This window comes from Mycolicibacterium lutetiense (assembly GCF_017876775.1).
GTDB lineage: Bacteria > Actinomycetota > Actinomycetes > Mycobacteriales > Mycobacteriaceae > Mycobacterium > Mycobacterium lutetiense.
Window position 1 is genome coordinate 598,464 of sequence record NZ_JAGIOP010000002.1, and the last position, 25,333, is coordinate 623,796.

At 67.3% G+C, this 25,333-nt stretch carries 27 protein-coding genes; 8 read left to right on the forward strand and 19 right to left on the reverse strand.

All coding sequences use genetic code 11. The features are described 5' to 3' along the window. Nucleotides 1–9: 9 nt before the first annotated feature. On the reverse strand, nt 10–630 hold the full coding sequence (locus JOF57_RS12185; RefSeq protein ID WP_209916742.1) for a TIGR02234 family membrane protein: 621 nt from the start codon (nt 628–630) through the stop codon (nt 10–12). Beyond that, nucleotides 627–2,174 (reverse strand): anthranilate synthase component I, encoded by a 1,548-nt coding sequence (locus JOF57_RS12190; RefSeq protein WP_407666630.1) that lies wholly within the window; start codon nt 2,172–2,174, stop codon nt 627–629. The genes JOF57_RS12185 and JOF57_RS12190 overlap by 4 nt, the downstream gene beginning before the upstream one ends. Nucleotides 2,175–2,218: 44 nt before the next feature. Between JOF57_RS12190 and JOF57_RS12195 the strand changes: the two genes are divergently transcribed. Further along, nucleotides 2,219–2,683, forward strand: coding sequence for a peroxiredoxin (locus tag JOF57_RS12195; protein ID WP_234938117.1), 465 nt, complete (start codon nt 2,219–2,221; stop codon nt 2,681–2,683). On the opposite strand, the gene JOF57_RS12200 is transcribed toward JOF57_RS12195, so the two are convergent. Beyond that, nucleotides 2,670–4,418, reverse strand: a complete 1,749-nt coding sequence (locus JOF57_RS12200; protein ID WP_234938118.1) for a 2-isopropylmalate synthase — start codon at nt 4,416–4,418, stop codon at nt 2,670–2,672. The genes JOF57_RS12195 and JOF57_RS12200 overlap by 14 nt on opposite strands. A gap of 156 nt (nt 4,419–4,574) precedes the next feature. Here JOF57_RS12200 and JOF57_RS12205 point away from each other — a divergent pair, with 156 nt between their 5' ends. Together JOF57_RS12205 and JOF57_RS12210 are read left to right on the forward strand one after the other, a co-directional pair. Continuing rightward, nucleotides 4,575–5,246, forward strand: a complete 672-nt coding sequence (locus JOF57_RS12205) for a FadR/GntR family transcriptional regulator (protein WP_209916748.1) — start codon at nt 4,575–4,577, stop codon at nt 5,244–5,246. Then, the gene (locus JOF57_RS12210; protein WP_209916749.1) at nt 5,243–6,040 is read left to right on the forward strand and encodes an ABC transporter ATP-binding protein; all 798 of its coding nucleotides are present in this window, start codon (nt 5,243–5,245) and stop codon (nt 6,038–6,040) included. Before JOF57_RS12205 ends, JOF57_RS12210 begins: the two co-directional genes overlap by 4 nt. A 7-nt stretch (nt 6,041–6,047) precedes the next feature. On the opposite strand, the gene JOF57_RS12215 is transcribed toward JOF57_RS12210, so the two are convergent. The 10 genes from JOF57_RS12215 to hisD form a co-directional block, all read right to left on the reverse strand. After that, nucleotides 6,048–7,043, reverse strand: coding sequence for a hypothetical protein (locus JOF57_RS12215; RefSeq protein ID WP_209916751.1), 996 nt, complete (start codon nt 7,041–7,043; stop codon nt 6,048–6,050). Further along, complete coding sequence (locus JOF57_RS12220; RefSeq protein ID WP_307870007.1) at nt 7,033–8,655, reverse strand: N-6 DNA methylase; 1,623 nt, start codon at nt 8,653–8,655, stop codon at nt 7,033–7,035. Before JOF57_RS12220 ends, JOF57_RS12215 begins: the two co-directional genes overlap by 11 nt. Nucleotides 8,656–9,395: 740 nt before the next feature. Continuing rightward, a complete protein-coding gene (gene hisI, locus JOF57_RS12225) occupies nt 9,396–9,740 on the reverse strand; it encodes a phosphoribosyl-AMP cyclohydrolase (RefSeq protein ID WP_209916755.1) in 345 nt (114 codons plus the stop codon). After that, the gene (gene hisF, locus JOF57_RS12230; RefSeq protein WP_209916757.1) at nt 9,737–10,522 is read right to left on the reverse strand and encodes an imidazole glycerol phosphate synthase subunit HisF; all 786 of its coding nucleotides are present in this window, start codon (nt 10,520–10,522) and stop codon (nt 9,737–9,739) included. The genes hisI and hisF overlap by 4 nt, the downstream gene beginning before the upstream one ends. Then, the gene (locus tag JOF57_RS12235) at nt 10,519–11,349 is read right to left on the reverse strand and encodes an inositol monophosphatase family protein (RefSeq protein WP_209923299.1); all 831 of its coding nucleotides are present in this window, start codon (nt 11,347–11,349) and stop codon (nt 10,519–10,521) included. Before JOF57_RS12235 ends, hisF begins: the two co-directional genes overlap by 4 nt. Continuing rightward, a complete protein-coding gene (priA, locus tag JOF57_RS12240) occupies nt 11,346–12,080 on the reverse strand; it encodes a bifunctional 1-(5-phosphoribosyl)-5-((5-phosphoribosylamino)methylideneamino)imidazole-4-carboxamide isomerase/phosphoribosylanthranilate isomerase PriA (protein ID WP_209916759.1) in 735 nt (244 codons plus the stop codon). The genes JOF57_RS12235 and priA overlap by 4 nt, the downstream gene beginning before the upstream one ends. Then, nucleotides 12,077–12,694 carry an imidazole glycerol phosphate synthase subunit HisH gene (gene hisH / locus JOF57_RS12245; protein ID WP_209916761.1) on the reverse strand — a complete coding sequence of 206 codons (618 nt, stop codon included), beginning with the start codon at nt 12,692–12,694 and terminating at the stop codon, nt 12,077–12,079. The genes priA and hisH overlap by 4 nt, the downstream gene beginning before the upstream one ends. Beyond that, entirely contained in the window at nt 12,691–13,299 is a 609-nt protein-coding gene (hisB, locus tag JOF57_RS12250) for an imidazoleglycerol-phosphate dehydratase HisB (protein ID WP_209916763.1), read from the reverse strand. Before hisB ends, hisH begins: the two co-directional genes overlap by 4 nt. After that, the gene (locus JOF57_RS12255) at nt 13,296–14,435 is read right to left on the reverse strand and encodes a histidinol-phosphate transaminase (RefSeq protein WP_209916765.1); all 1,140 of its coding nucleotides are present in this window, start codon (nt 14,433–14,435) and stop codon (nt 13,296–13,298) included. Before JOF57_RS12255 ends, hisB begins: the two co-directional genes overlap by 4 nt. 28 nt (nt 14,436–14,463) lie before the next feature. Continuing rightward, the gene (gene hisD / locus JOF57_RS12260; RefSeq protein WP_209916768.1) at nt 14,464–15,792 is read right to left on the reverse strand and encodes a histidinol dehydrogenase; all 1,329 of its coding nucleotides are present in this window, start codon (nt 15,790–15,792) and stop codon (nt 14,464–14,466) included. Between the two features lie 104 nt (nt 15,793–15,896). Between hisD and JOF57_RS12265 the strand changes: the two genes are divergently transcribed. Further along, the gene (locus tag JOF57_RS12265; protein WP_209916770.1) at nt 15,897–16,307 is read left to right on the forward strand and encodes a nitroreductase family deazaflavin-dependent oxidoreductase; all 411 of its coding nucleotides are present in this window, start codon (nt 15,897–15,899) and stop codon (nt 16,305–16,307) included. 21 nt (nt 16,308–16,328) lie between these two features. Beyond that, nucleotides 16,329–16,964, forward strand: coding sequence for a homoserine/homoserine lactone efflux protein (gene rhtB / locus JOF57_RS12270; protein WP_209916773.1), 636 nt, complete (start codon nt 16,329–16,331; stop codon nt 16,962–16,964). A 367-nt stretch (nt 16,965–17,331) separates the two neighbouring features. Here the strand turns inward: rhtB and JOF57_RS12275 are convergent, their stop codons facing one another. Next, nucleotides 17,332–17,769, reverse strand: a complete 438-nt coding sequence (locus tag JOF57_RS12275) for an SRPBCC family protein (RefSeq protein WP_209916775.1) — start codon at nt 17,767–17,769, stop codon at nt 17,332–17,334. A gap of 98 nt (nt 17,770–17,867) precedes the next feature. Here JOF57_RS12275 and JOF57_RS12280 point away from each other — a divergent pair, with 98 nt between their 5' ends. Further along, on the forward strand, nt 17,868–18,686 hold the full coding sequence (locus tag JOF57_RS12280; protein WP_307870008.1) for a helix-turn-helix transcriptional regulator: 819 nt from the start codon (nt 17,868–17,870) through the stop codon (nt 18,684–18,686). Here the strand turns inward: JOF57_RS12280 and nadC are convergent. From nadC to nadA, 3 genes are read right to left on the reverse strand one after another with little or no spacing between them, the layout of a single operon-like run. After that, on the reverse strand, nt 18,683–19,540 hold the full coding sequence (nadC, locus tag JOF57_RS12285; RefSeq protein ID WP_209916779.1) for a carboxylating nicotinate-nucleotide diphosphorylase: 858 nt from the start codon (nt 19,538–19,540) through the stop codon (nt 18,683–18,685). The genes JOF57_RS12280 and nadC overlap by 4 nt on opposite strands. Further along, complete coding sequence (locus JOF57_RS12290) at nt 19,540–21,141, reverse strand: L-aspartate oxidase (protein WP_209916782.1); 1,602 nt, start codon at nt 21,139–21,141, stop codon at nt 19,540–19,542. Before JOF57_RS12290 ends, nadC begins: the two co-directional genes overlap by 1 nt. Next, on the reverse strand, nt 21,138–22,181 hold the full coding sequence (gene nadA / locus JOF57_RS12295; protein WP_209916784.1) for a quinolinate synthase NadA: 1,044 nt from the start codon (nt 22,179–22,181) through the stop codon (nt 21,138–21,140). The genes JOF57_RS12290 and nadA overlap by 4 nt, the downstream gene beginning before the upstream one ends. Nucleotides 22,182–22,227: 46 nt before the next feature. On the opposite strand from nadA, the gene JOF57_RS12300 reads away from it, so the two are divergent. Next, nucleotides 22,228–22,920, forward strand: coding sequence for an NUDIX hydrolase (locus JOF57_RS12300; protein WP_209916786.1), 693 nt, complete (start codon nt 22,228–22,230; stop codon nt 22,918–22,920). Between the two features lie 42 nt (nt 22,921–22,962). Continuing rightward, nucleotides 22,963–24,294 carry a lipase family protein gene (locus tag JOF57_RS12305; RefSeq protein WP_209916788.1) on the forward strand — a complete coding sequence of 444 codons (1,332 nt, stop codon included), beginning with the start codon at nt 22,963–22,965 and terminating at the stop codon, nt 24,292–24,294. A gap of 27 nt (nt 24,295–24,321) precedes the next feature. On the opposite strand, the gene JOF57_RS12310 is transcribed toward JOF57_RS12305, so the two are convergent. Both JOF57_RS12310 and bsaP read right to left on the reverse strand, forming a co-directional pair. Then, nucleotides 24,322–24,996 (reverse strand): DUF2567 domain-containing protein, encoded by a 675-nt coding sequence (locus JOF57_RS12310; RefSeq protein ID WP_209923301.1) that lies wholly within the window; start codon nt 24,994–24,996, stop codon nt 24,322–24,324. A 95-nt stretch (nt 24,997–25,091) separates the two neighbouring features. After that, nucleotides 25,092–25,331, reverse strand: a complete 240-nt coding sequence (gene bsaP / locus JOF57_RS12315; RefSeq protein ID WP_163661517.1) for a biotin synthase auxiliary protein BsaP — start codon at nt 25,329–25,331, stop codon at nt 25,092–25,094. Nucleotides 25,332–25,333: the final 2 nt, after the last annotated feature.

Genomic DNA, 25,333 nt, shown 5'->3' on the forward strand with positions numbered 1-25,333 from the left:
CTTCACCATTCACCGGCCCTTACTGTCCGGATCGCCGCCGTCGCCGGTCGGATCCTGACCTTCGTCCAACGCATCCCACAGCATTCGCTCCGACATCGGCTCATCGCCGCTGTCTGCCCTCGCCGCCTCGCGCCGCGCCGCGGGCGCGGCATAGCGGCCCGCAATGCCGCGCTTCGCACCGTTTGCCGACCGCATCAGCAGCACCGCACCGAGCAGCGCGCACACCGCCGCCACCAGGGTCAGCACTGCGCCCCCGTAGGAGCGACTCGTCCCGCCCCCGGCGGCGGTCAGCTGGGACACCGGAACGGCTGCCAGTTCAGCAGCCCGCTGCGCCACATCTTTGATCACCCACAGGCTGATCCCCAGGTACCCCATCCCGGCGCTAGCAGCGGCGATCAGCAGCGCGAGCAGCCGCAGCGCCCAGCCGTGCAGGGCCAGCACCGCGACCGCGGCCGCCAGCACCAGCAACGCCAGCGGGATCAATGCCGTCGACCAGGATGCGCCGGTCAACGCCGTGGCCTTCGGCTGGCCCAGCCCGTCGAACGACGTCACCGAGACCCAGGTCATCCGCGACGTGACCCACAGCACCACCGCCGCGACGACGAACAGCGCCTGCGCCACCCGGGTCACGGCTCGGCCAATGTGTCGGCGGCGGCAATGGCATTGAGCACGGCTTTCGCCTTGTTCGCCGATTCGTTGTACTCGTAGGGGCCGTTGGAATCGGCCACGACACCCCCGCCGGCCTGCACGTAGGCCGTGCCGTCACGCATCAGCGCGGTCCGGATGGCAATCGCGAAGTCGGCATTGCCCGCGAAGTCCAGGTAGCCCAGGACGCCGCCGTAAAGGCCGCGTCGGGTCATTTCGACCTCTTCGATCAACTCCATGGCCCGCACCTTGGGCGCCCCCGACAGGGTGCCCGCGGGGAAACACGCGGTCACCGCATCCAGTGCGGTCTTCCCTTCCGCCAACTCCCCGGTCACCGTGGACACCAGGTGCATCACGTGGCTGTAGCGCTCGATGTGGCTGTAATCCTCGACCCGAACTGTGCCCGGGCGGCACACCCGCCCCAGATCGTTGCGGCCCAGATCCACCAGCATCAGGTGCTCGGCGCGTTCCTTCTCGTCGGCCAGCAGCTCCTTTTCCAGCAGGACGTCTTCTTCCTCGGTGTCGCCGCGCCACCGCGTGCCGGCGATCGGGTGCGTGGTAGCCCGGCCGTCTTTCACCGTGACCAGCGCCTCGGGGCTGGAGCCGACGACCGAAAAGTCCAGTCCGCCATCGGCATCGGGGACGTTGAGCAGGTACATGTAGGGGCTCGGGTTGGTGACCCGCAGCATCCGGTAGACGTCAATCGGGTCGGCGGCAGTGTCCATTTCGAACCGCTGCGACGGCACCACCTGGAAGGCTTCGCCGGCCTCTATGTCGCCGACCAGTTTCTCCACGATCGCGGTGTATTCCTCCACCGTGCGCTGCGCGCGGTGGTCAGGTGCAGGCCGGCTGAATGTGGCCACTGTGGACGGCAGCGGCTGCCCCAGCGCGGCGGTCATCACATCGAGGCGTCGCACCGCGTCCTCGTAGGCCTCGTCGACGCGCTCGTCGGTGCCGTTCCAGTTCACCGCGTTGGCGATCAGGGTGATGGTGCCCTCGTGGTGGTCGACGGCGGCGATGTCGGTGGCCAGCAGCAGCACCATGTCAGGTAGGCCCAGATCGTCGACGGCGAGCTCCGGGAGCCGCTCCAGCCGGCGCACCATGTCGTAGGCGAAATAGCCCACCAACCCCGAGGACAGCGGCGGCAGGTCCGGCACCGCCTCGGTCTGCAGCAGATCCAGCGTGGCCCGCAACGCCGCCAACGGTTCGCCGCCGCTGGGCGCATCCTTGGGGGCCGTACCCAGCCACACCGCGTGGTCGTCGCGCACTGTGAGGGCCGAGGGGGCACCGGCGCCGATGAACGACCATCGAGACCACGAGCGACCGTTCTCGGCCGATTCCAGCAGGAATGTGCCGGGACGGTTGGCGGCGAGCTTGCGGTACGCGGATAACGGCGTCTCGCTGTCGGCCAGCACCTTGCGGGTCACCGGGACCACACGGTGCTCAGCGGCCAGCGCCCGGAAATCCTCGCGCGATGTGGTGCGGTTGAGGCTGTCGGGGGTGGTTTGCACAGACCAATCCTCCCAGATCGACCGAGCAGGACTGGCATGCAGACGGCGTAGCGTGACCGACCATGACACAGATCAGGACCGGTGACACCGCTCCCGACTTCGAGCTCCCGGACCAGACCGGCACGATTCGCAGCCTGACGAGCCTGCTCGCCGACGGCCCGGTGGTGCTGTTCTTCTATCCGGCGGCGATGACTCCAGGATGCACGAAGGAGGCCTGTCACTTCCGTGATCTGGCCGGCGAGTTCACTGCCGCCGGGGCGAACCGGGTCGGAATCAGCACCGACCCGGTCGCCAAACAGGCCAAGTTCGCCGACATCCAGAACTTCGACTACCCGCTGCTCTCGGATGCCGACGGCAAGGTGGCGGCCCAGTTCGGGGTGAAGCGTGGCCTGCTCGGCAAGCTCATGCCGGTCAAGCGGACCACGTTCGTCATCGGTACCGACCGCACTGTGCTCGGGGTGATCTCCAGCGAGATCAGCATGGATACCCATGCCGACAAGGCGCTGGAAGTGCTCAAGGCACGTTGACCGCCCGCAGCACCGCCGCCATCGACGCTGCGAGCACCGAATCGCTGCGCCCGCACGCCCATCCGGTGCGGCCGGCCGACCGGTACTCCAGGTAGCTGACGGCGGTGCTGCCGATCGACTGCTGGGTCAGGCTCAACACCTCGACCGAATGGCCGATCTCCTCGAGTGCGGCCCGCAGCGCGTCCACCGGACCGATGCCGCGGTGGCTGCTGGTCGCGGTACGGCCGTCGCACACCAGCGTGAGGTCGGTGGCGGCGGCTGCACCGTCGCCGCCGGTATGCCAGTCCTTGAGTTGCACCGGCCCGCCGTGATCGAGATAGGCGGCCTCGAACAGTTCGAACAACTCGGCGGCGGTGACTTCCGCACCACTTTCGTCGGTGTGTGCCTGGACATGACGGGCGAAATCGATCTGCAGGCGGCGGGGCAGCTCCAACCCGTATTCGGCTGCCAGCAGGTAGGCGATCCCGCCCTTGCCGGATTGTGAGTTCACCCGGATCACCGCGTCGTAGGTACGGCCGATGTCGGCCGGGTCGATCGGCAGATACGGCACCCGCCAATCGATTTCATTCTCCGGCTGCCCGGTGTCGGCGGCACGTCGGCGATGTTCGGCGAAACCCTTCTTGATCGCATCCTGGTGGGTTCCCGAGAACGCCGTGTGCACCATGTCGCCCACATAGGGATGGCGCTCGTGAATCGGCATGCGGGTGCAGTGACTGACTGTCCGCGCGATCTCGTCGATGTCGGAGAAGTCGATCATCGGATCCACACCCTGGGCATGCAGATTCAGCGCCAGGGTGGCGATGTCGACGTTGCCGGTGCGTTCACCGTTGCCGAACACGCAACCTTCGACCCGCTGCGCACCAGCGAGTACCGCCAGCTCGGCGCAGGCGACCCCGGTCCCCCGGTCGTTGTGCGGGTGCACCGAGAGGATGACGCTGTCCCGACGAGGCAGGTTGCGGTGCATGTACTCGATCTGGTCGGCATAGACGTTCGGGGTGGCGATCTCGACGGTGGCGGGCAGGTTCAGGATGACCGGACGGTCCGGGGTGGCGCGCCACAGCTCGGTCACCGCGTCGCACAGCTCCAGCACGTAGTCAGGCTCGGTGAGGTTGAACACCTCCGGGGAGAACTCGAACCGCACATTCGGCATGCCGTCGGTGAATTCGAGGACGTCACGCGCGCCGGCCAGGATCAGGTCCCGCAGTTCGGTGCGGCCCTTCCCCAGTACGACGTCGCGCCAGGTGGGCGCGGTGGCGGTGTACATGTGGATGACGACGTCGTTGCGGATGCCACGCACCGAGTCCACGGTGCGCTCGATCAGGTCGCGCCGCGCCGGGACGAAGACCACGATGGTGACGTCCGGCGGGGCGATGTCGGATTCTGCGAGCAACCTGACGAAGTCGAAGTCGGTCTGCGACGCCGAGGGGTATCCGACCTCGATCTCCTTGTAGCCCATGGCCACCAGCAGTTCGAAGAAGCGGCGTTTGCGGGACGGGTCCATCGGCTCGGCCAGCGCCTGATTGCCGTCACGCAGATCCACCGGCACCCACAATGGAGCGGACACCATCCGGGCCGTGGGCCAATCACGTTGAACCAGGGGCACTTCGACGCGGTCATACACCTCGGCGTAGCGGTACGAGGGCATTTGGGAGTGACGCTGCCGGTTCCAGCCCGGCGCGTTGGCCGGGACATCTCCGGCCGGGGTGTCGATGGTGGGAAAAGTGGAATTAGTCATGAGGGTGCTTTCGGTCGGATGAAGTTTCGACCGGCGCGACGCAGCCCCACGGCAGGGGGCCGGTCGATTCAGGCCCCGCCGCGGCGGCTAAGGAGCAGGACGCGCGTCATGATGGCTAGACTCTACACAACTCCTCAGACAAGTAGACAGGTTGTGATGACGTCCCAAGTTCAGCGTCACCCATTGGCGACCCAGACCGCCCACCTTCTCCTGACGCGCATCCGCCAGGGCGAGTGGCCGCTGGGCCATCGACTTCCCGGTGAGACGACCCTGGCCGCTCAGCTCGGCGTGGGCCGCTCCACCCTGCGCGAAGCGATCCGTGAACTGTCCGGCAAGGGCGTACTGGAGAGCCGTCAGGGCGCCGGGGTGTTCGTGACGGCGCTCGACGCCGCCGAAGACTGGGACACCGTGCTGCGCCGCTCGACCATCGTGTCGGTGATCGAGGCGCGCATCGCCATCGAAGCCGAGGCCGCCGCGCTTGCCGCCACCCGGCGTACTCCCGCCGATCTGCGCGCGATCCGTCGCACCCTGGCGGCCCGCGGTGTGGTCGGCCAATCGGTACCCGATCACGTCGACTCGGACATGGCGTTTCACCGCACAGTGATCGCCGCAGCCCACAACGAGGTGCTGATCCAGTTGTTCGACGCGTTCCTGCCCAGGCTCCGGCTGGCGATGATCGACATGCTCAAGATCCGTCCGATCGCCTCCGAACCGTGCGATCACGACCTGCACGAGCAGTTGGCCGATGCGATCGCCGCCCGGGATCCTCAGGCCGCCGCATCCGCCAGCCGAACCCATTTGAGCTCGATGAAGGAGTCCTTCGCATGACCGCGGTTCTCGACATCGCCGATGTGACGTTCCGCCGCGAAGGCAAGCAGATCATCGACGGCATCTCCCTGACCGTGCAGCCCGGTGAGCACTGGGCGCTGCTGGGACCCAACGGCGCCGGCAAGAGCACCCTGTTGGGTTTCTGTGCCGCCGTGACGTTTCCGACCTCAGGCACCGTGCAGGTGCTCGGCGGCCAGATGGGCCGCACCGACCTGGCCGTGCTGCGCCGGTCCATCGGCCATGTGAATCCGCGGCATCGCCTGCAGTATCCGCTCACCGTGCGCGAGGTGGTGCTCACCGGCATCACCGCCACCATCGACATTGCCGCGCATTGGACGCCCACCGCCGAGCAGATACGTCGGGCCGAGGAACTGATCGACACCGTGGGACTCTCGGCCCGCACCGACGCGCTGTGGCCCACGCTGTCCCAGGGCGAGCGCGGCCGCACCCTGATCGCGCGGGCGTTGATCGCCGATCCGCAGCTGCTCCTGTTGGACGAGCCGACCACCGGCCTGGACGTCGCAGCCCGTGAGCAGCTGCTGGAAACCCTTGACACCCTGGATGACTCACACCCGGACATGGCCTCGATCCTGGTCACCCATCACCTCGAGGAGCTGCCCACCAGCACCACGCACGCCCTGCTGATCTCCCAGGGACGCACGGTCGCCAGCGGGCCGGCCCGCGACGTCGTCAACACCGAACACGTCAGCGAGGCCTTCGCCCACCCCGTGGTGGTGGGATATCAGGACGGTCGCTGGAGTGCGCGAGCCAAGGCCAGCTCGCGGGTGCTGTAGCGGCTGCTCAGCCTTCGGCCGGGGCGTTTCGACGCCGGCGCGCCTCACGGTGCCGGGTCACCGGGGTGGTGTCGATGACGCGGTTGACCATGGTTGCCAGGAAACGTGACGGCTGAAGCTCGGGCGGCACCACGTCATGCCGGATGGCGATGTCGGGCAGGGCTGCCAAAGCCTCGTCAACAGCAGCCGTGGCGACATCGACAATCTCGAACAGGGTTTCCGGCTCGGCCTTGTCGATGCTGTCGACTTCCTCGCCGGCGGTTTCGGTGACCTCGACGTCGTAGTCGATCATCACCAGCGCCACCGCGTGATACGCATCGTCCTCGGTGCCGAGCTTGCCGAGCAGATCGATCAGCCATTCGGCCTTGTCCGGCTCGGTGCTCAGGATCGTCGAGCGCAGACCGTAGACGAATCCGAGCGCCGAAAGCGGGTGGCGCAGCCGCAGATTCTTGGCGTCGCCGTAACTTTCCTCGACCCGGTTGGCGGCGTTCTTACCGAAGCTGGAATCCATCCGTTTGGTGCTGATCAGCAATTCCGGGCCGGTGTCCCAGTCCGACATCACCACATCGACCTGCTTCATGTAGTGCTTGCCCAGCACGCTCGCGCTCGATGCGGCAACGCCTTTCATCGACCGGCGCAGCCGCTGCTCGATGAGGTGGCGTTCCTTTTGCGGCAGCGCCTCGAGCAGACTGGAGATGGCGCTGGGCATGATTCGCGGATCGGTGGGGCGCGGCCACACCGCGTCCGGATCGAACCCGGCGCGCCGCAACTCGTAGGACAGCCATACATCCAGGGCTAGCGCCGGAACTCCGGTGGTGGACGGCGCGTCCAGGAACAACGGCACCCCGAGCAGCCTGCGTAGCACCCGGAAATCCGGGACGAAGGTCCGCTCTCCCGCGTTACGCACCCAGGGGTTGGTGTGCACGCCCCCGGGTGCCGCGTCGGCCACGATCCGGTCGAAGATGGCCCACGCGGTGGCTTTGGTCGACGGTTCAGCGGGCACGCCGAGACCTTACCGTTCGGCGGGTCGCCAATGAATCGCGCGCTGTCCGAACAGGTTCCAGGGCGATTCGGGCGGGAAGTCCCAACGCGTCGTCGACGATGCGGGTCGCCTCCAGGAGCCCGCCGCGTTCCAGCAGCCCGCCGACTCGTCGGCGCACGGCCCGCAACTCGCCGGCGCGTGCGGCCACCAGATCGGGCGACGGAACCAGCCACCGGTCGGCCTCACGAGGCTCGATCTTGAGGATGCCGCCGCCGTAGGAGCGGCCGACGATCTCGGCGTGCAGCACGGTCACCGAGTTGAGGGCGGCCAACCCGAGCATGTCCCGGCCCAGGGTCCGCACCTCGTCGCGCAGGTACACGCCGTGTACCGAGTTGAGGTGGTGTGCCTGGGCCCGGTTGGTGACCAGCCGTGGGGTGTCGGCGTTCATACAGGTCAACAGCAGGTCAGCCGGCTTCACCAGTGGGACCAGATACCAGGGCCGGCGCACCCGGCACTTGTAGGCCAGGTGCACGCCGGCCGCGTGGCCGGCGTCGATGTAGCGCTGCGCAGCGGCCGACGGTTGACCGGCCGGCCGGAACAGGTGGATGGACCGGCCGTCCTCCCCCAGGCGGGCCAACTGATCGGCCGACAACGTCAGGCCGCGCAGGTGTGCGCTGCCCGGCGGCGACAGCGGCAGCAGGTCAGGGTTGCGCAACCCCAGTTCGCTCACTCGTTCCGGTGATAGCGCGAAGAAGCTGTTGTTTCCTGTCACCATGCCCAGCGTGGTGTCTCCCCAACCCTCCAGCACCGAGAAGTGCCCATCGGTGTGCAGGCCATGGATCGCGTCCACCGGTGCACTACCGATCAGGCCGCTGACCCACTTGTCGGCGGGATCGCGTGGCGCCCAACGCCGCTGCGCGAGTTCAGATGTCAGTGAGTCCGCGTTGCGGGCCCGATGGATGACGGCATGCCCGCAGGGCCCTCCGCCGAACCCGTCGGCGAGCAGTAGCACCACGTCGGCCTCGGCCTCGGGAAACACCTGCTCGTCGAACATGACCAATTCGACGCTGGCGAACCGGTCGAACAGGAACTTCCGCACCGCCGCCGCGTAGTTGACGCTGAGCAGTTCGGCGGGCAGCACCAGAGCCAGGCGGCCGCCCGGCCGCAGGAACAAAGCGGCGTGCACGGTGAATGCAGCCCAACTCGACGCCAGCCCCGACAGCGTGACTCCGGCCTTGAGCGCGGCCCGGCGCGACTGTGCCCGGGTGGCGCCGCGAAACTCCTGATAGCGGATGTAGGGCGGGTTGCCAATGACCGCGGTGTACTCAGCGCGCGGTTCGACAGTGAAGAAGTCGGCCGTCCTGATACGGGCCGTACCGCCGGCGGCGGCAACGCGCCTGCGGGCAGTGGTCGCACTGGCCGCGTGGAGCTCCACCCCGTCGACCCTCGGCCGGGCGGCGCCCAATTCGGTCAACCGGGTAACCGCCTCGACCACGAACGCTGCCTCCCCGGCCGCAGGTTCGAAGACGGAATCGTCGGAGGACCGGATTGCCCACCGGGTCAGGTAACGCGTGATCTCGGGTGGAGTGAAAAACGCACCGCGCGCTTTGCGGATCGCGGCGCTGTCAGTCACCCCGTCATTGTTGCCGATGACACCGACAAGTTCGGACACCGCAACGCGCGATGGCGTGTGAAAAGGGAGGCTCCAACCCGAACGGTGGTCCGGCAGGACCCGGGTCCGGTACCGACGGGTCGATTGTCCGCCTGGCAAACGGGCTGGAACTCAGGTCGTCACCTTTGAGCGGGCTGAAGATCACGTCCGCACGACGTCCGTGAGCAGCATAAACGCCGCCGATACGCACCGCCCGTCCCCCTGTGCGGCTTACACTTCGGCAGTGTTCTCGGAGACGCGCTACGCGCGCACCGGAGACCTGCGCGTCGCCTACCGCGCGTCGCGTGAAGGTCCGCGTGACATCGTGTTCGTACCGAACTGGTTCACATGTTGTGAAGTCATTCCCGAATTGCCCTCGATGCAAGGGTGGATCGATGCGATGACCTCGCTCGGCAGACTCATCTTCTTGGACCAACCAGGGACCGGAGCTTCCGATCACACCCATCCCGCACGAAAGCCTTGGTGGCCCTCGAATGCTACGCAACTCCCGTCGGCGGCCCGCTCGATCCCGAGGAAGCGACAGCGACCATGGTCGGTATGTGGGGAACGGGCGGGTTCCAACGTTTGATCAATCCGGACATGCCATGGAACGAAGAGATTCGAGCATCGAGTTCGAGGACCGCGGCGCTCACGAACTCAAGGGTGTGCCCGGCGAATGGCGTCTCTTCGCGGTCGCTTCTTCCTAGGACCAGGTTGCGGCGTCAGCCGTCGGACAGCAGCACATCCGCGTCGAAGCAGGTGTGGGCACCGGTGTGGCAGGCCGCGCCGGTCTGATCGACCTCGAGCAACACCGTGTCGCCGTCGCAGTCCAGGCGGACCGAGTGCACGTACTGGGTGTGCCCCGACGTCAGACCTTTGACCCACTGTTCGCCGCGCGAGCGCGAAAAGTACGTGGCCTCACGGGTTTCCAGGGTGCGGGCCAGGGCGTCGTCGTCCATCCAGGCGACCATCAGAACCTGGCCGGTGGACCGTTCCTGCGCCACGGCGCTGAACAGTCCGTCGGCATTGCGTTTCAAACGTGCCGCGATGGCCGGGTCCAGGCTCATCGGACGATGATCCCTTCTGCTGCCATCGCCGCCTTCACCTGGGCGATGGTCAATTCCCGGAAGTGGAACACGCTGGCGGCCAGTACCGCATCCGCGCCGGCGTGCACGGCGGGCGCGAAATCGGCCACCGCACCGGCTCCACCGCTGGCGATCACCGGGACGCCGACCGCTGCACGCACCGCGTGCAGCATCGGCAGGTCAAATCCGGCCTTGGTGCCGTCGCGGTCCATCGAGTTGAGCAGGATCTCGCCGACCCCGAGTTCGGCGCCACGGGCGGCCCACTCGATCGCGTCGATCCCAGTACCGCGGCGCCCACCGTGGGTGGTCACCTCCCACCCCGAGGGGGTGGGCTGCTCGCCGGCCGGCACGGTGCGCGCGTCGACGCTGAGCACGATGCACTGAGAGCCGAACTGGCGCGCCATCTCGGCCAGCAGTTCGGGGCGTGCGATGGCGGCGGTATTGACCGACACCTTGTCCGCCCCGGCCCGCAGCAGCACGTCGACATCGTCCACAGCGCGCACGCCGCCACCGACCGTCAGCGGGATGAACACCTGCTCGGCGGTGCGCTTGACCACCTCGAGCATGGTCGACCGGCCCGACGAGGACGCGGTCACGTCCAGGAAGGTCAGCTCGTCAGCGCCTTCGGCGTCGTAGGCGGCCGCGAGTTCGACGGGATCACCTGCGTCGCGCAGGTTCTCGAAGTTGACGCCCTTGACCACCCGGCCGGCGTCGACATCGAGGCACGGGATGACCCTGGTCGCGACGTCACTGGTGGTGCTCACAGGTAGTCCTCCGGATTTCCAGCGGATTGCACGATTTCCAGCATGCGTTCGTGCACACCGGGCGCGGCGGCAAGCGCCGACTTCGATTCGGCCGTCCACGGATCGCCGGCCAGGTCCGTCACGATGCCCCCGGCCGCGCGAACCAGCGCGACGCCGGCAGCATGGTCCCAGATGTGGTGGCCGAAACTGATCGCCCCGCCCAGGATCCCGGCCGCCACGTAGGCCAGGTCCACCCCGGTGGCTCCGTGCATCCGCACCCGCGAGCACACGCGGCTCAGATTGGACAACACCTCGACCCGGTAGCGGCCGGGGAATCGGCCGCGGGAGTCGATGTTGAAGGTTTGGATACCGATGATCGAATCGGTCAGGGTCGGTGAACCAAGCCGCGGCAGCACGGCACCGTTATCCAGCACCGGACCTCCGGCCAGCGCCGTATACCGCTGACCGGTGAACGGCAACCAGGTCAGGCCCGCCACCGGCTCGCCGTCGGCCAACAGGCCGAGCAGGATCGCCGCCATCGGCGACCCGGCCGCGTAGTTGAACGTGCCGTCGATCGGGTCGAGCACCCACACCAACGGCGAATCGATCGGCTCACCGCCGAACTCCTCGCCGTGGACGCCGATTCCGGTGGCCTCGGTCAGCGCCCGCACCACCTGCCGCTCGATCGCGAGATCGACCTCGGTGGCGAAGTCGTTGCCCTGCTTGGTGACCGCGGAATCGGCGCGGTGCCCGGCGATGAACGGCACCGACGCCGCGTCGAGGATTTCGGTGGCCGCAACTACCAGTGCGGCCAGCTTCGACGGATCCAGGTCACCCACCTCGCTTATCCGCTGACCGCGGCCAGCGCCTGCGGCAGAGTGAATCGCTGCGCATAGAGCGCCTTCCCGACGATCGCGCCCTCCACACCGTGGCCGGTCAAGGTGGCGATTGCCCGGAGGTCATCGAGGCTGGACACCCCGCCGGAGGCGATGATCGGGGCGTCGGTGCGGTCGGCGACCGTCGCCAGCAGTTCCAGGTTGGGTCCGGTCAGGGTGCCGTCCTTGGTGACGTCGGTGACGACGTAGCGCGAACACCCTTCGCGGTCAAGGCGGTCCAGGACCTCCCAGAGATCGCCGCCGTCGGTTTCCCAGCCGCGACCGCGCAGGCGCCAACTGTCGTTCTCGAACTGGACGTCCAGGCCGACTGCCACCCGGTCGCCGTATTCGGCGATGGCCCGGCGGCACCACTCGGGGCTTTCCAGCGCCGCGGTGCCGATGTTCACCCGGGCGCACCCGGTGTCCATGGCCGCCTTCAGCGAATCGTCATCGCGGATGCCGCCGGACAGTTCGACTTTCACGTCGAGCTTGCCGACCAGATCGGCCAGCAGTTCGCGGTTGCTGCCGCGCCCGAAGGCGGCGTCCAGGTCCACCAGGTGGATCCACTCGGCGCCGTCCCGCTGCCAGGCCTCGGCGGCTTCCAGCGCCGAACCGTAATCGGTTTCACTGCCTGCCTTGCCCTGAACCAGACGCACCGCCTTGCCGTCCACCACATCGACAGCCGGCAACAGAATCAAACTCACAGTCCCTCAACCCAATTCGCGAGCAGCGTCGCACCGGCGTCGCCACTCTTCTCCGGATGAAATTGCGTAGCCGACAACGCACCGTCTTCGACGGCGGCGATGAACGGCACGTGATGCGTTGCCCAGGTGACCAGTGCATCCGGATTACCGGACCACTCCTGGGCAGCGTACGAATGCACGAAATAGAAGCGCGTAGCGGCGTCGAGGCCCTTGAACAGGGTGCTGCCGGCCGCCGCGTCGACAACATTCCAGCCCATGTGCGGAATCACCGGCGCGTCCAGTCGGGTCACCGAGCCCGGCCACTGCCCGCATCCGGTGGACTCCACGCCGAACTCCACGCCGCGGGCGAACAGAATCTGCATACCGACACAGACCCCCAGCACCGGGCGGCCGTGCTGCAAACGGTCGGCGATGATCTTCTCGCCGCCGATCGCCCGGAGCCCGGTCATACACGCCTCGAACGCGCCGACCCCCGGCACCACGAGCCCGTCGGCTGCCGCAGCGGCCCCGGGATCAGCGGTGACCTCGACATCGGCACCGACGCGTTCCAGCGCGCGCTGAGCCGAGCGCAGGTTGCCCGATCCGTAGTCGAGAACGACGACGTTCTTTGTCACAGAGTGCCCTTGGTCGACGGAACACCGGTGACCCGGGCGTCGTACTCGACGGCCTGGCGCAACGCGCGGGCCACGGCCTTGTACTGCGCCTCGGTGATGTGGTGCGGGTCGCGACCGTAGAGGGTGCGCACGTGCAACGCGATGCGGGCGTTGAAGGCCAACGATTCGAACACGTGCCGGTTGATCACCGTGTGGTACGGCGCATTCGACCCGGCAATGGTGAACTCGACCATGAACTCGGGTTCCCCGGTGTGCACGAAGTAGGGCCGCCCGGACACATCGACGGCGGCATGCGCGAGAGACTCGTCCATCGGGATGAAGGCATCGCCGAACCGGCGGATGCCCTTCTTGTCCCCCAGCGCCTGGCCGAGCGCCTGGCCCAGGACGATCGCGGTGTCCTCGATCGTGTGGTGTCCCTCGATCTCGATGTCGCCTTTGGCGTGCACGGTGAGGTCGAAGCTGGCGTGGGTGCCCAGCGCGGTCAACATGTGGTCGAAGAACGGGACACCGGTGTCGATGTCGACGACACCGGTGCCGTCGAGGTCGATCTCGACGACGATGTCGGATTCCCTGGTCTTGCGTTCGACTTTCGCGCGACGGGTCACGATGCTCCTACCGGGCTGTTGGCGGGCTGAAGTTCGGTGGCGGACAGATCGGCACTGGCGGCCAGGAATGCGTCGTTCTCCTCGGCCAGACCGATGGTGGTGCGCAGGAATCGCGGGATGCCGACGTCGCGGATCAGGATGCCTTTGTCCAGATAACGCTGCCAGCTGGCCGGCGCGTCGGAGAACTCGCCGAACAACACGAAATTCGCATCGCTCGGGATCACCCGGTAGCCCAGGCGGGCCAATTCGGCACTCACCCGATCACGTTCGGCGGCCAGTTTCGCGACGCTGCCCAGCGTGTCGTCGGCGTGCCGCAGCGCGGCTCGTGCGGCGGCCTGGGTGAGCATCGACAGGTGATACGGCAACCGCACCAGCAGTAGCGCGTCGATCACGGCGGGTGCGGCGGCCAGGTAGCCGAGTCGCCCGCCGGCGAAGGCGAAGGCCTTGCTCATCGTGCGGCTGACGATGAGCTTGGCCGGGTACTCGTCCAGCAACGCCACGGCACTGGGCTGCGACGAGAACTCGCCGTAGGCCTCGTCGACGATCAGAATGCCGCCGGTCATGGCGTCGAGTACCCGACGCAGATCGTCGAGCGGAATGCTCTGTCCCGAAGGGTTATTGGGGCTGGTGACGAATACGACGTCGGGATTGCGCTCGGTAATGGCGGCGACCGCTACGTCTACGTCGAGCCCGAAATCGGCGGCACGGGCGGCCTGCAGCCACTCGGTCTGGGTGCCGTCGGAGATGATCGGGTGCATCGAATACGACGGCACGAACCCGATCGCGGTGCGTCCCGGCCCGCCGAAGGCCTGCAACAGCTGCTGCAGGATCTCGTTGGAACCGTTTGCCGCCCAGAGATTGTCGACAGTGAGCGGCACCCCGGTGGCCGCGGTGAGGTAGGCGGCCAGATCAGTGCGTAACGCCACCGCGTCACGATCGGGATAGCGGTGCAGTTCGGCGGCCGCCTCGCGGACCGATGCGGCGACGTCGTCGATCAGAGCCTGGGTCGGCGGGTGCGGGTTCTCATTGGTGTTGAGCCGCACCGGCACCACCAGTTGCGGAGCGCCGTAGGGCGATTTCCCGCGCAGGTTTTCCCGCAACGGCAGATCGGCCAGCGTCACATCCCGTGCGCTCATGATCGTCTGTTCTTCGCGCAAGCGCTCATCACCGCTCGAACCTCCGCCGTACCGCCTCGCCGTGCGCGGGCAGGTTTTCTGCCTTGGACAGCGTGATCACATGCCCGGAAACGTCTTTGAGTGCGGCCTCGTCGTACTCGATGACGTGGATACCGCGCAGGAACGTCTGCACAGACAGTCCGCTGGAGTGCCGGGCGCAGCCCGCGGTCGGCAGTACGTGGTTGGAGCCGGCGCAGTAGTCACCCAGGCTGACCGGTGACCAGGCGCCCACGAAAATAGCTCCGGCAGAACGAATCCGGCCGGCCACCGCGGGCGCGTCCTCGGTCTGGATCTCGAGGTGCTCGGCGGCGTAGGCATTCACCACCCGCACCCCCGACTCCACATCGTCGACGAGCACGATCGCGGACTGCTTGCCCGAGAGTGCCGCCGTCACGCGCTCGACGTGCTTGGTGGTGGCCAGCTGGCGGGTGAGCTCGCGGTCGGTGGCCGCGGCAAGGGCTTCACTGTCGGTGACCAGCACGCTAGCCGCCATCTCGTCGTGCTCGGCCTGGCTGATCAGGTCGGCGGCAACATGTACCGGGTCGGCCGTGTCGTCGGCCAGGATCGCGATCTCGGTCGGGCCGGCTTCGGCATCGATGCCGACCTGCGAGCGGCAGATCCGCTTGGCGGCAGTCACATAGATGTTGCCCGGGCCGGTGATCATGTCCACCGGGGCGAGCTCGGCGCCATCGGTGTCGGTGCCGCCGTAAGCCAGCAGCGCCACCGCCTGCGCACCACCGACAGCCCACACTTCGTCGACACCGAGCAGCGCCGCGGCGGCCAGGATGGTCGGGTGCGGCAGGCCGTCAAACTCCGCCTGCGGCGGGCTGGCGATCACCAGCGAATCCACACCGGCGGTCTGCGCGGGCACCACGTTCATCACGACGCTCGACGGGTACACGGCGTTGCCGCCGGGCACGTACAGCCCGACGCGCTCCACCGGCACCCAGCGTTCGGTGACGGTGGCACCGGGGGCCAGCGTGGTCGTGGTGTCGGTGCGGCGCTGATCGGCGTGCACCGCGCGGGCCCGGTCGATCGCAACCTGCAGTGCGGCGCGTACGTCAGGGTCGAGTTCGGCCAGGGCGGCAGTCAGCTTCGCCGCGGGCACCCGGACGGTTTCCGGGCGGATGCCGTCGAAGGAATGGCCGTACTCCAGGGCAGCCTCGGCACCGCGCTCGGCGACGGCATCTACGATCGGGCGAACCTTGGGCACCACTGCGTCCACATCGACGCCGCCGCGGGGCAGCGCGGATCGCAACTGCGCGGCGTTCAGCACGCGGTTGCGCAGGTCGATACGGGACATCTGAAACTCGGCCATCGGTTCAATTGTCCCTGATCAGTCCAGTTGATAAAAATCCGTCGTCGGTTGCCTCCGGCGCAACCCGCCGTAGGGTAGTTCCAGACTGCCGAATGGAGCCCTAGATGTCCGCCAAAGACCACCCGAACAACGCCCCCGGCGTACCGATGCTTATGCCGCCTGCGCTGGAGCGGTTCCAGATCAAATACATCAACCCGCTGGTAAAGCCATTTTCCAAGCGCTTGCCAGGCTTCACCGTGATCAAACATCGCGGCCGCACCTCCGGTACGCCTTACGAGACGATCGTCACCAGCTACCGCAAGGGCAATGTCTTCGCGGTGACGCTCATGCACGGTAAGACCAACTGGGTGAAGAACGTGATCGCGGCCGGCGGGGCCGACGTGCACCTGTTCCGTGGCGACATCAAGATCACCAACCCGCGCGTCCTGCCGGCGGGTACCGACGATCCGACCCTCCCCCGCATCCCCCGCAGTGCGGCACGCCGGATGGGCGTCTTCGTCGCAGATATCGTTTGACACGCTCGCCAGACTGCATTCATGACCTGGCAGATCTGGCTGGCGTTTCTCGGCGCGTCTATCGCCATCAGCGTGTCCCCGGGAGCGGGGGCCATCCAGTCGATGGCCACCGGCCTGACCCATGGCGTACGCCGGGGCCTTTGGAGCGTGCTGGGACTTCAGCTCGGTCTGATGCTGCAACTGGTGCTGGTCGCCGTCGGCCTGGGCGCCCTCGTCGCCAAGTCGATGCTGGCCTTCCACATCGTGAAGTGGATCGGTGTGGCCTACCTGATCTACCTGGCGATCCAGCAGTGGCGTAGCGCCTCGCAGGATCTGCGCGACCGGATGGGCGGTACGGGCGAGCGGGGCCGACTGGCCCTAGTGATGCGCGGATTCCTGGTGAACACGACCAACCCGAAGGGCTTGGTGTTCCTGGTCGCGGTACTGCCGCAGTTCGTGGTGCCGACGGCACCGTTGCTGCCGCAATACCTGACGATCGGGGCCACGATGGTCGTCATCGACGTGGTCGTGATGAGTCTCTACACCGGGCTGGCGGCCCGACTGCTCACCTGGTTGCAGACACCGCGTCAACAGACCATCCTCGGCCGGGTGTTCTCCGGGCTGTTCGCCACTGCCGCCGTGGTGCTCTCGTTGGTGCGCCGCGGCGCGGCGGCCTAGCCAACAGTCAATTGTGGACGGAGCAGAAGACGACAACGGTCTGACGAAGCCGCACCGAGGGCATCCCAACTCGATCAGTGACCACAAAGCATCAGAAGTCACATCAGTACCGTCACTTAAATAGCCTCGGGCACAACACCATTCACATTTGATTAGACAGGCTCTAGGCCGCGGATCACTGCTTGATGCTGACCGTAATCCGCCGCGTAGGCACCTCGATGCCCAAACATCTGCGTCCGGACCAGAGAGTTCCCTGCGACTCAGTTCACTGCGATTCGTTGTGCCGAGCTTGCAGCCTCTCGTCGTGACTGGCTGAAAGTACCGCAAAACGCGACACGTTCGTCACAGTGTCGGCTCCGGCCACCACCTACTCGCCGCCCGATATGCCAGACACGCCCTGGCCGACCGAATTCTCCAACGCACCCTTGATGATCGGTGCTGCCTGTTGCATCGCGGCCTGCAACGGACCCGCGGCATCGGGTGGGAGCACATCGCGCGACCAGACGAAGTGGCTGCGTTGCGGGCCTTCCGCCACCACCTGCATCACGGCATTGTCATGCTCGGGCCGCAGGGCGTCCCCGATCAGCGAGTAGGCGATCCGGTAGGCCTGATCGTCGCGGCTGACGAGGCGCTCACGGGCGACGAAACCGTCGGCGAACGTCACAACCCGAACATCGCCGTCCGCCTCGGCGGATGTCACGAACCCCGGCGCCATCCGCACCGGACCATCAGCCCAGTCGCCGATCACCTGCCACACGAGGGAACAGTCAGCTTCAACGTCGAACTCGATCTGGATCCATGCCATGGGACCAGTCTGGCTGCCGGCCGAACGGCTGTCTTGAACATTCTTGCGGGCTGTCGGTGCCGCCCAGACTGTCGGTCCCCTTGGCTAACGTGCAGGAGGTGTTGACCGCTCAGACCCTGATCACGCGACCCGATTTCAGCGTTGCGACGTGGGACTGCACCGGCGAGCACGCTGACTGGTCCGAGCCCGAGCGCCCGGTCGACGGGCGGTTCGTACTCGTGCGCTCGGGGTGCTTTCGCCGTCGCGGATCCGGCGGCGCAGTGGAACACGACGCGACGCTCGGTTACCTCGGTGCGCCAGGCGAGCCCGAACATTTCGCCCATCCGCACGGCGGCGATTCGTGTACGTCGCTACAGCTCAACGCCGAAAGCTGGTGGCAACTCGCCGGCGAGCCCAAGCGGATCGGGCCCGCGGCCGTCTATGTGGACGCCCGTCTCGAACTGGCGCATCGGCGGCTCCTGACCGCCGGCAACGATGATCCGGATTACCAACTGGCCGAGAGTCTGGTGCAGCTGGTCGGGACGGCGCTTCGTTCGGCGGCGCAACGGCCGATACCGGCCGGATCACCCGCCCGACTGTCCGCGCGGCGACTGGTGGCAACGGCCCGCGAGGCGATCAGGCAGGCCGATGACGCGGCTGTGGGGTTGTTTCCCCTCGCGGCCGCTCTCGGCGTTTCCCCGTACCGGCTGAGCCGCTCGTTCAGTAGCGAACTCGGGGTATCGGTGACGCGGTATCGCAACCGAGTCCGGGTCGGACGTGCGCTCGACCATCTGCGCAGTGGTGAATCCACGATGGCCGATGTCGCCGCCACGTTGGGTTTCGCTGACCAGGCCCACTTCTGCCGCACAGTGCGTGCGCACACCGGATGGACTCCGACCGCGACCCGCCGTGAATTACGCAGAGCCGCAGCGCGTTAGGTGTCCAGACCGATATCGAGTACCTGCACCGAATGGGTGAGAGCGCCGATCGCCAGGTAGTCGATCCCAGTGCCGGCGTAATCGGCAGCACTGTCAAGCGTCAGGCCGCCCGAGGATTCCAGAAGTGTCTTGGGCGAGTGTGTGTCCCGGCGCTGAACCGCGATCTGGGTCTGCCAGACCGGGAAGTTGTCCAGCAGCACCAGCTCCACATCGGCGGACAGCACGTCGTCGAGCTGCTCCAGGGAATCCACCTCGACCTCGCACGGCAGGTCCGGCGCCTCGGCCCGGACCGCCTTGAGCGCGGCCAGCACCGACCCGGCCGCGGCGACGTGGTTGTCCTTGATCAGTGCCGCGTCGCCGAGTCCCATCCGGTGGTTGACGCCACCACCGACCCGCACCGCGTACTTCTGCAGTGCCCGCAGGCCGGGCAGCGTCTTGCGGGTGTCGCGGATCTTGGCGTGGGTGCCGGCCACCGCGTCGACCCAGGCCGCGGTCGCGGTGGCGATTCCCGACAGGTGACACATCAGGTTCAGCATGGTGCGCTCGGCGGTCAGCAGTCCGCGGGTCGGCGCCTCGATGGTCAGGATCGCCGACCGGGCATCCAGCCGGGCACCGTCCTCGACGCGGTCGATCACGCGGTAGCCGTCGACGCCGAGTACCTCGTCGAGCACCAGCAGGGCGATGTCGACACCCGCGGCCACACCCGGCTCCCGGTTCACCACCGACGCCGTGGTCATCGCATCGGCTCCGACGGTGGCCATGGTGGTGACGTCCGGGCCGTATCGCAGGTCTTCTTCGAGTGCCCGTGCAATCGTGGCCCGTGCCTCGGCCAGCTCGATATCCGAAAGTGCCATCAGCACACCACCGTTGGGCTGTCGAGGGCGGGCCGGCCGGTTACGGCACGAATCGTCACGGAATGCTCCTGGGCGGGGTCGGTTTCAGGGTGGTCACCACGATGGTGGCAGCCGCGGCTTTCGGTGCGGGCCAGGGCTGCTACGGCAATTGCGCGTGCGGTTGCGGTGAGGGCCGCGTCCTCGAAGCCCTGGCGGCTCGCGGGCTGCACCGAGCGTGCATCGGCCAGAACGGTATCGAGCCGATGCAGGCCGTCGGCGTTGCGAACCACTGACGCATATTCGGACATGTTCCGCTGCAGTACATCTCGGTCAACAGAGTCGTGACGACGGTCCTGCGGCGCCTGTGCGCGCACCGAACCTGCCACGCAGGCATGCTCGGCTGCCAGACGTCCGGCCCGGCCGCCGACGACCAGACCTTCCAGCAGGCTGTTGGAGGCCAATCGGTTGGCGCCGTGCATGCCGGTCCGGGCCACCTCGCCCGCGGCGAACAGCCCGGGCAGTTCGGTGCGTCCGTGCACGTCGGTGACGACACCACCGCAGCTGTAGTGCGCGCCGGGCACCACCGGGATGGGTTGGCGGGTCGGGTCGACACCGGCTGCCGCACAGGCTGCGGCGACTGTGGGAAAACGGTCGGCGAACTCGGCGACGCCCCTGGCGTCGAGGTACACGCATGGGTCGCCGGATGCACTCATCCGGGCGTTGACGGCCGCGGCCACCACGTCGCGTGGGGCCAGATCTCCCATCGGATGGACCCCTTGGGTCACCGAATCGCCTTGCGAATCAACGAGTATGGCGCCTTCACCGCGCAGCGCTTCGGTGATGAGCGGGCGCCGGCCACCACCGTTCTCAACATAGAGCATCGTCGGGTGGAACTGGACGAACTCGATGTCGCGGACCGGGACACCGGCCCACAGCGCCAGAGCGATACCGTCACCGGTCGAGCCGCTGGGGTTGGTGGTGGCCGCGTAGACGTGGCCGAGCCCTCCGGTGGCCAGGATGACCGAAGGGGCGTGCACGATGCCCAGGCCGTCCTCGTTGCGGACCAGCACACCGGTGACGGCGGCCTCGTCGCGGAGGACCTGCAGTGCCACATGGTCGCGGCGGATGTCGAGGATGGACGCCGCAGAATCGAGGGCCCGCTGCACCTCGGCCCCGGTCGCGTCGCCACCGGCGTGAATGATCCGGCGCCGGGTGTGCCCGCCCTCGCGGGTCAGCGCCCAACGCCCGGGAGCGGTTTCGTCGAACTGCGCACCGTCGGCGACCAGTTCGGCCACCGCGTCGTAGCCGGCCGCGACGATGGAGCGCACCGCATCCGGGTCACACAGGCCGCCGCCGGCGGCGATGGTGTCGGCGACGTGCGCCTCTACCGAGTCATCGGTGTGCGGCAGAACCACGGCGATCCCGCCCTGGGCATGGAAAGTCGCCGTTTCGCGGGCCTTGCTCAGTACCACCACCCTGCGGCCACGACGATGGGCAGCCAAGGCTGCCACCAGGCCCGCGACCCCGGTGCCGACCACGACGACATCAGCGCGCTGCTGCCACAGCGTCGAACTGCCGCAGGCGAAGCGGCTCGATCCCCGGGCACTGCCCGTCGGAGTCATTCGCCGCCGCCGGGCTGACCAATCGCAATCATGCGCTGCACGCTGGCACGACCCAGCCGAGCGGTCTCGGGATCGACATGCACCTCGTCGGCGCCCTCGATCAAGCAGCGCAGCAGCGCGGCCGGAGTGATCATCTTCATGTAGGTGCACGACGCACGGTCGTTGACGGCAAGGAAGTCGACTTCGGGTGCGGCCCTGCGCAGCTGGTGAAGCATCCCGACCTCGGTGGCGACCAGAACCTGCCGGGCACTGGTCTCGCGGGCCGCGTCGAGCATGCCGCCGGTGGACAGGATCTTCACCCGCTCCTCGGGTACCGCACCCTCACCCGCCAGGTAGAGCGCCGATGTGGCGCAACCGCATTCGGGGTGGACGAACAGTTCGGCGTCGGGGTGCGACCGGGCCTGGGCGGCCAACTCGTCGCCGTTGATCCCGGCGTGCACGTGGCATTCGCCCGCCCAGATGTGCAGGTTCTTGCGTCCGGTGACGCGGCGCACGTGCGCACCCAGGAACTGATCCGGGCAGAACAGCACCTCACGGTCCTCGGGGATCGAAGCCACCACCTCGACGGCGTTCGAGGATGTGCAGCAGATATCCGTCAGGGCCTTCACCGCGGCGGTGGTGTTGACGTAGGACACGACGACCGCGCCGGGGTGCTCGTCCTTCCACGCCTGCAGCTCGTCGGCGGTGATCGAATCGGCCAGCGAGCAACCTGCCCGCTGGTCCGGGATGAGGATCGTCTTGTCAGGGCTGAGGATCTTGGCCGTCTCGGCCATGAAGTGCACACCGCAGAACACGATCGTGTCTTCGGGCGCCTCCGCGGCGATGCGCGACAGTGCCAGGGAATCACCCACGTGGTCGGCGACATCCTGGATGGCCGGCAGCTGGTAGTTGTGCGCCAGCAGGGTCGCGCCGCGCAGGTCGGCCAGACGGCGAATCTCAGCGGCCCATTTCTCGTCGCCGTCTACGCCGGAATAGCCGCCGGGGCCATCGACGATCCGTTCTGCCAAGCCCCCCGCAAGGGTGTCATTGAGAGCGGTCACGTCGACCTCCTCCACTAAATCAGGTTTTCGACTTACAATCGAAAACATGTCACATAGTAACACCGCGCACGAAGTGCTTGCCGCTGTGTTCCAGGTTCGCGGCCTCGGCACTCGGCAACCCGAACTCAATGTCCTGCTATGGCAACGCGCACTGGAGCCTGAGCGGGGCAAATGGTCCCTGCCGGGTGGCCGACTGGGTGACGACGAGGACCTGATCAGCTCGGTTCGGCGACAGCTGGCCGAGAAGGTTGACCTGCGTGAACTTGCCCACCTCGAACAACTGGCCGTGTTCTCCGACCCCTATCGGGTCCCGGACGTGCGGACCATCGCATCCACATTCCTGGGCCTGATGCCCTCCCCCTCGACCCCTGCCCTACCTCCGGACACCCGGTGGCATCCGGTCAGCGACTTGCCCCCGATGGCCTTCGACCACGCGACGATGGTCGAACACGCGCGCAACCGGCTGGTGGCCAAGATGTCGTACACCAACATCGGATTCGGCTTGGCACCAAAAGAATTCGCGCTGTCCACACTGCGGGACATCTACAACGCCGCCCTCGACTATCAGGTCGATGCCACCAACCTGCAGCGGGTCCTGGAACGTCGAAAAGTCATCACCCGCACCGGCACGACGGCCCGATCCGGCCGCAGCGGCGGACGGCCCGCGGCGCTCTACCGATTCACCGATTCCCGTTACCGCGTGACCGATGAATTCGCCGCATTGCGCCCACCCGTGTGAGTCGACTGGATTCTTAGACCCTCCTTAAGTAAGAATGCCCGAATGGACTTGGGTAGCGCGGCAAGAGCCTCCAAAGCCGAATGGATCGGTCGAGCACCTCATGAGGAGCTCGACCGGGCGTCGCGACCCGCGCTTCCGCACGACGACCCGTTCTACGCCCCACCTGCGGGGTTCGAGCATTCCGAGCCCGGAACCGTCCTGCGCAGCCGTGACGTCGAGCTGGCCTTCCTCGGCCTGATCCCGCAGCGCCTGCACGCCACGCAGCTCCTGTACCGCTCCACCGACCGCAACGGCAACCCCGAGGCTGCCGCCACCACCGTCATCGTCCCGGCCGACGGCGCAGCCGACTGCCCGGTGGTGTCCTACCAGTGCGCCATCGACGCGATCTCGGCCCGATGCTTCCCGTCCTACGCGCTGCGCCACCACGCTAAGGCCACCGGCTCCCTGGCCCAGCTGGAGCTCCTTCTGATCTCTGCCGCGCTGGCCGAGGGCTGGGCGGTCTCAGTTCCCGACCACGAGGGCGTCAACGGCATGTGGGGCGCGCCCTACGAGCCCGGCTACCGGGTGCTCGACGGCTTGCGTGCGGCGATCAACGCCGAGCACCTCTCGTTGTCACCGACCGCACGCATCGGCCTGTGGGGCTACTCCGGCGGCGGCCTGGCCAGCGCCTGGGCAGCCGAGATGGCCGGCAGCTACGCCCCTGAACTCAATATCGTCGGTGCGGTCCTCGGCTCCCCCGTCGGCAACCTCGGAAACACCTTCCGCCGGCTCAACGGCACCGTGTTCTCCGGGCTGCCGGCTCTCGTGGTTGCCGCCCTCGCCGACATCTACCCCAACCTCAACCGGCTCATCGCCGAGCACGCCACCACCGAGGGACGCAAGGTCCTGGACCGGCTGCACCAGATGACCACTGTGGAGGCCATCGTGCGGATGTTCCGCACCGACATGGCCGACCTGGTTGACCTACCGCTCGACCAGATCCTGGACGGCCCTGAAGTCAGTGAGGTGTTCAAAGACACCAAACTCGGTGTGGCCGTGCCGGTTCCGCCGGTTCTGATCGTGCAGGCCGTGCACGACGAGATCATCTCGGTCGACGACATCGACGAACTCGCCGATACGTACCTGGCCGGCGGCGCCGACGTGACCTACCACCGCGACATGTTCAGCGAGCACCTGCTGCTGCATCCGTTCTCGGCGCCGATGGCGTTGCGCTGGTTGACGGACCGGTTCGCCGACCGCCCGCTGACCGCCAACCTGGTGCGATCCAAGTGGCCGACGCTGCTGAACCCGATCACCTACATGGGCATGGCGCGACTGGCCGGCATCGCCACCAAAGTCGCCATGGGCCGCACGGTCCGGCGACGCCCACTCTGACCGCCGAAATCTAGTCCGGGAATTGAATCAAACGCTCGGAGGACTGACCGCCGGCGGGATCACCGGATACGTCGGTGTCTCCACAGGCGGCCACGCACCCAGATCATCACGCACCGTGGACACCGCGATCAACGCGTAGACCAGCGCGGCCATGGCCGCTGGGAACATGATCGTGCCGGCGACCTGCAGCGGCGAATGTCCGAAAAATACCGATGCGGCTTCCACCACGTAGTGGACCCGGTGTTCCGGAGTGACCGGAGCCCCGGCAACGTCGACGGAACCGAACCTCAAGTGGGCCAACGCGGCACCGACGCCGGCAGCCACCACTGCGGCCACCGCGCAACCGATAGACAACGCGGCGACCAGAACCGGCCCGCGATGCGCAGTCCACTGCCACAGTGCCACCGCGGCCACAACCGCCAGAACGACAAGCATGCCGACCAACATGAATGCCGACGTGAAGAAGTGGTCGGATTCCCCGCCCAGATAGGCGTGCACCCGGTCACCGCTGCGGGTCAGCGCCACCACGCCGTGAATCTGCGGAGCCAGCCAAGCCCACAACGCGCCGATCACCGCACCCGCCGCCGCAAGGGCGGCGATCACGATCAGCACCGCCCGCTGCCGTGAAATTCGCGGAGCGCCAGGGATATTGGCAGGAGCCTTCGCAACAAGGACACTCTGCTCTTCGCCCGAGAGGCTCATCGGTGCCTTCTGCTCTTCGCCCGAGAGGCTCATCGGTGCCTTCTGCTCTTCGCCCGAGAGGCTCATCGGTGCCTTCTGCTCTTCGCCCGAGAGGCTCATCGCCGCGTATCCAGGTCCAGAGAATCCACCTGCCCATGCCGCGAACACTTGGCCCACCACCCGGTGGGCCGCACCTGGACGATCATCCGGCGCCCGCACTCGGCGCAGAACCGAGGCGGTTCCAGGCCGAGCTGAGCGGCGGTGGGAACGACACTTCCGTCCGCCGCGTCCACCTGGACCCCGGTATAGACGTTGTATAGGCCGGCGCCGACGGGCGCGGGCAAATCGTGAACCATCA

Coding starts and splice junctions, on each gene's coding strand:
- JOF57_RS12195 (WP_234938117.1), top strand. CDS start 2,219: ATGACACAGATCAGGACCGGTGACACCGCTCCCGACTTCGAGCTCCCG.
- JOF57_RS12200 (WP_234938118.1), bottom strand. CDS start 4,418: ATGACTAATTCCACTTTTCCCACCATCGACACCCCGGCCGGAGATGTC.
- JOF57_RS12205 (WP_209916748.1), top strand. CDS start 4,575: ATGACGTCCCAAGTTCAGCGTCACCCATTGGCGACCCAGACCGCCCAC.
- JOF57_RS12210 (WP_209916749.1), top strand. CDS start 5,243: ATGACCGCGGTTCTCGACATCGCCGATGTGACGTTCCGCCGCGAAGGC.
- hisI (WP_209916755.1), bottom strand. CDS start 9,740: ATGAGCCTGGACCCGGCCATCGCGGCACGTTTGAAACGCAATGCCGAC.
- JOF57_RS12255 (WP_209916765.1), bottom strand. CDS start 14,435: ATGAGCGCACGGGATGTGACGCTGGCCGATCTGCCGTTGCGGGAAAAC.
- hisD (WP_209916768.1), bottom strand. CDS start 15,792: ATGGCCGAGTTTCAGATGTCCCGTATCGACCTGCGCAACCGCGTGCTG.
- JOF57_RS12265 (WP_209916770.1), top strand. CDS start 15,897: ATGTCCGCCAAAGACCACCCGAACAACGCCCCCGGCGTACCGATGCTT.
- rhtB (WP_209916773.1), top strand. CDS start 16,329: ATGACCTGGCAGATCTGGCTGGCGTTTCTCGGCGCGTCTATCGCCATC.
- JOF57_RS12275 (WP_209916775.1), bottom strand. CDS start 17,769: ATGGCATGGATCCAGATCGAGTTCGACGTTGAAGCTGACTGTTCCCTC.
- nadC (WP_209916779.1), bottom strand. CDS start 19,540: ATGGCACTTTCGGATATCGAGCTGGCCGAGGCACGGGCCACGATTGCA.
- JOF57_RS12290 (WP_209916782.1), bottom strand. CDS start 21,141: ATGACTCCGACGGGCAGTGCCCGGGGATCGAGCCGCTTCGCCTGCGGC.
- JOF57_RS12300 (WP_209916786.1), top strand. CDS start 22,228: ATGTCACATAGTAACACCGCGCACGAAGTGCTTGCCGCTGTGTTCCAG.
- JOF57_RS12305 (WP_209916788.1), top strand. CDS start 22,963: ATGGACTTGGGTAGCGCGGCAAGAGCCTCCAAAGCCGAATGGATCGGT.
- JOF57_RS12310 (WP_209923301.1), bottom strand. CDS start 24,996: ATGAGCCTCTCGGGCGAAGAGCAGAGTGTCCTTGTTGCGAAGGCTCCT.
- bsaP (WP_163661517.1), bottom strand. CDS start 25,331: ATGGTTCACGATTTGCCCGCGCCCGTCGGCGCCGGCCTATACAACGTC.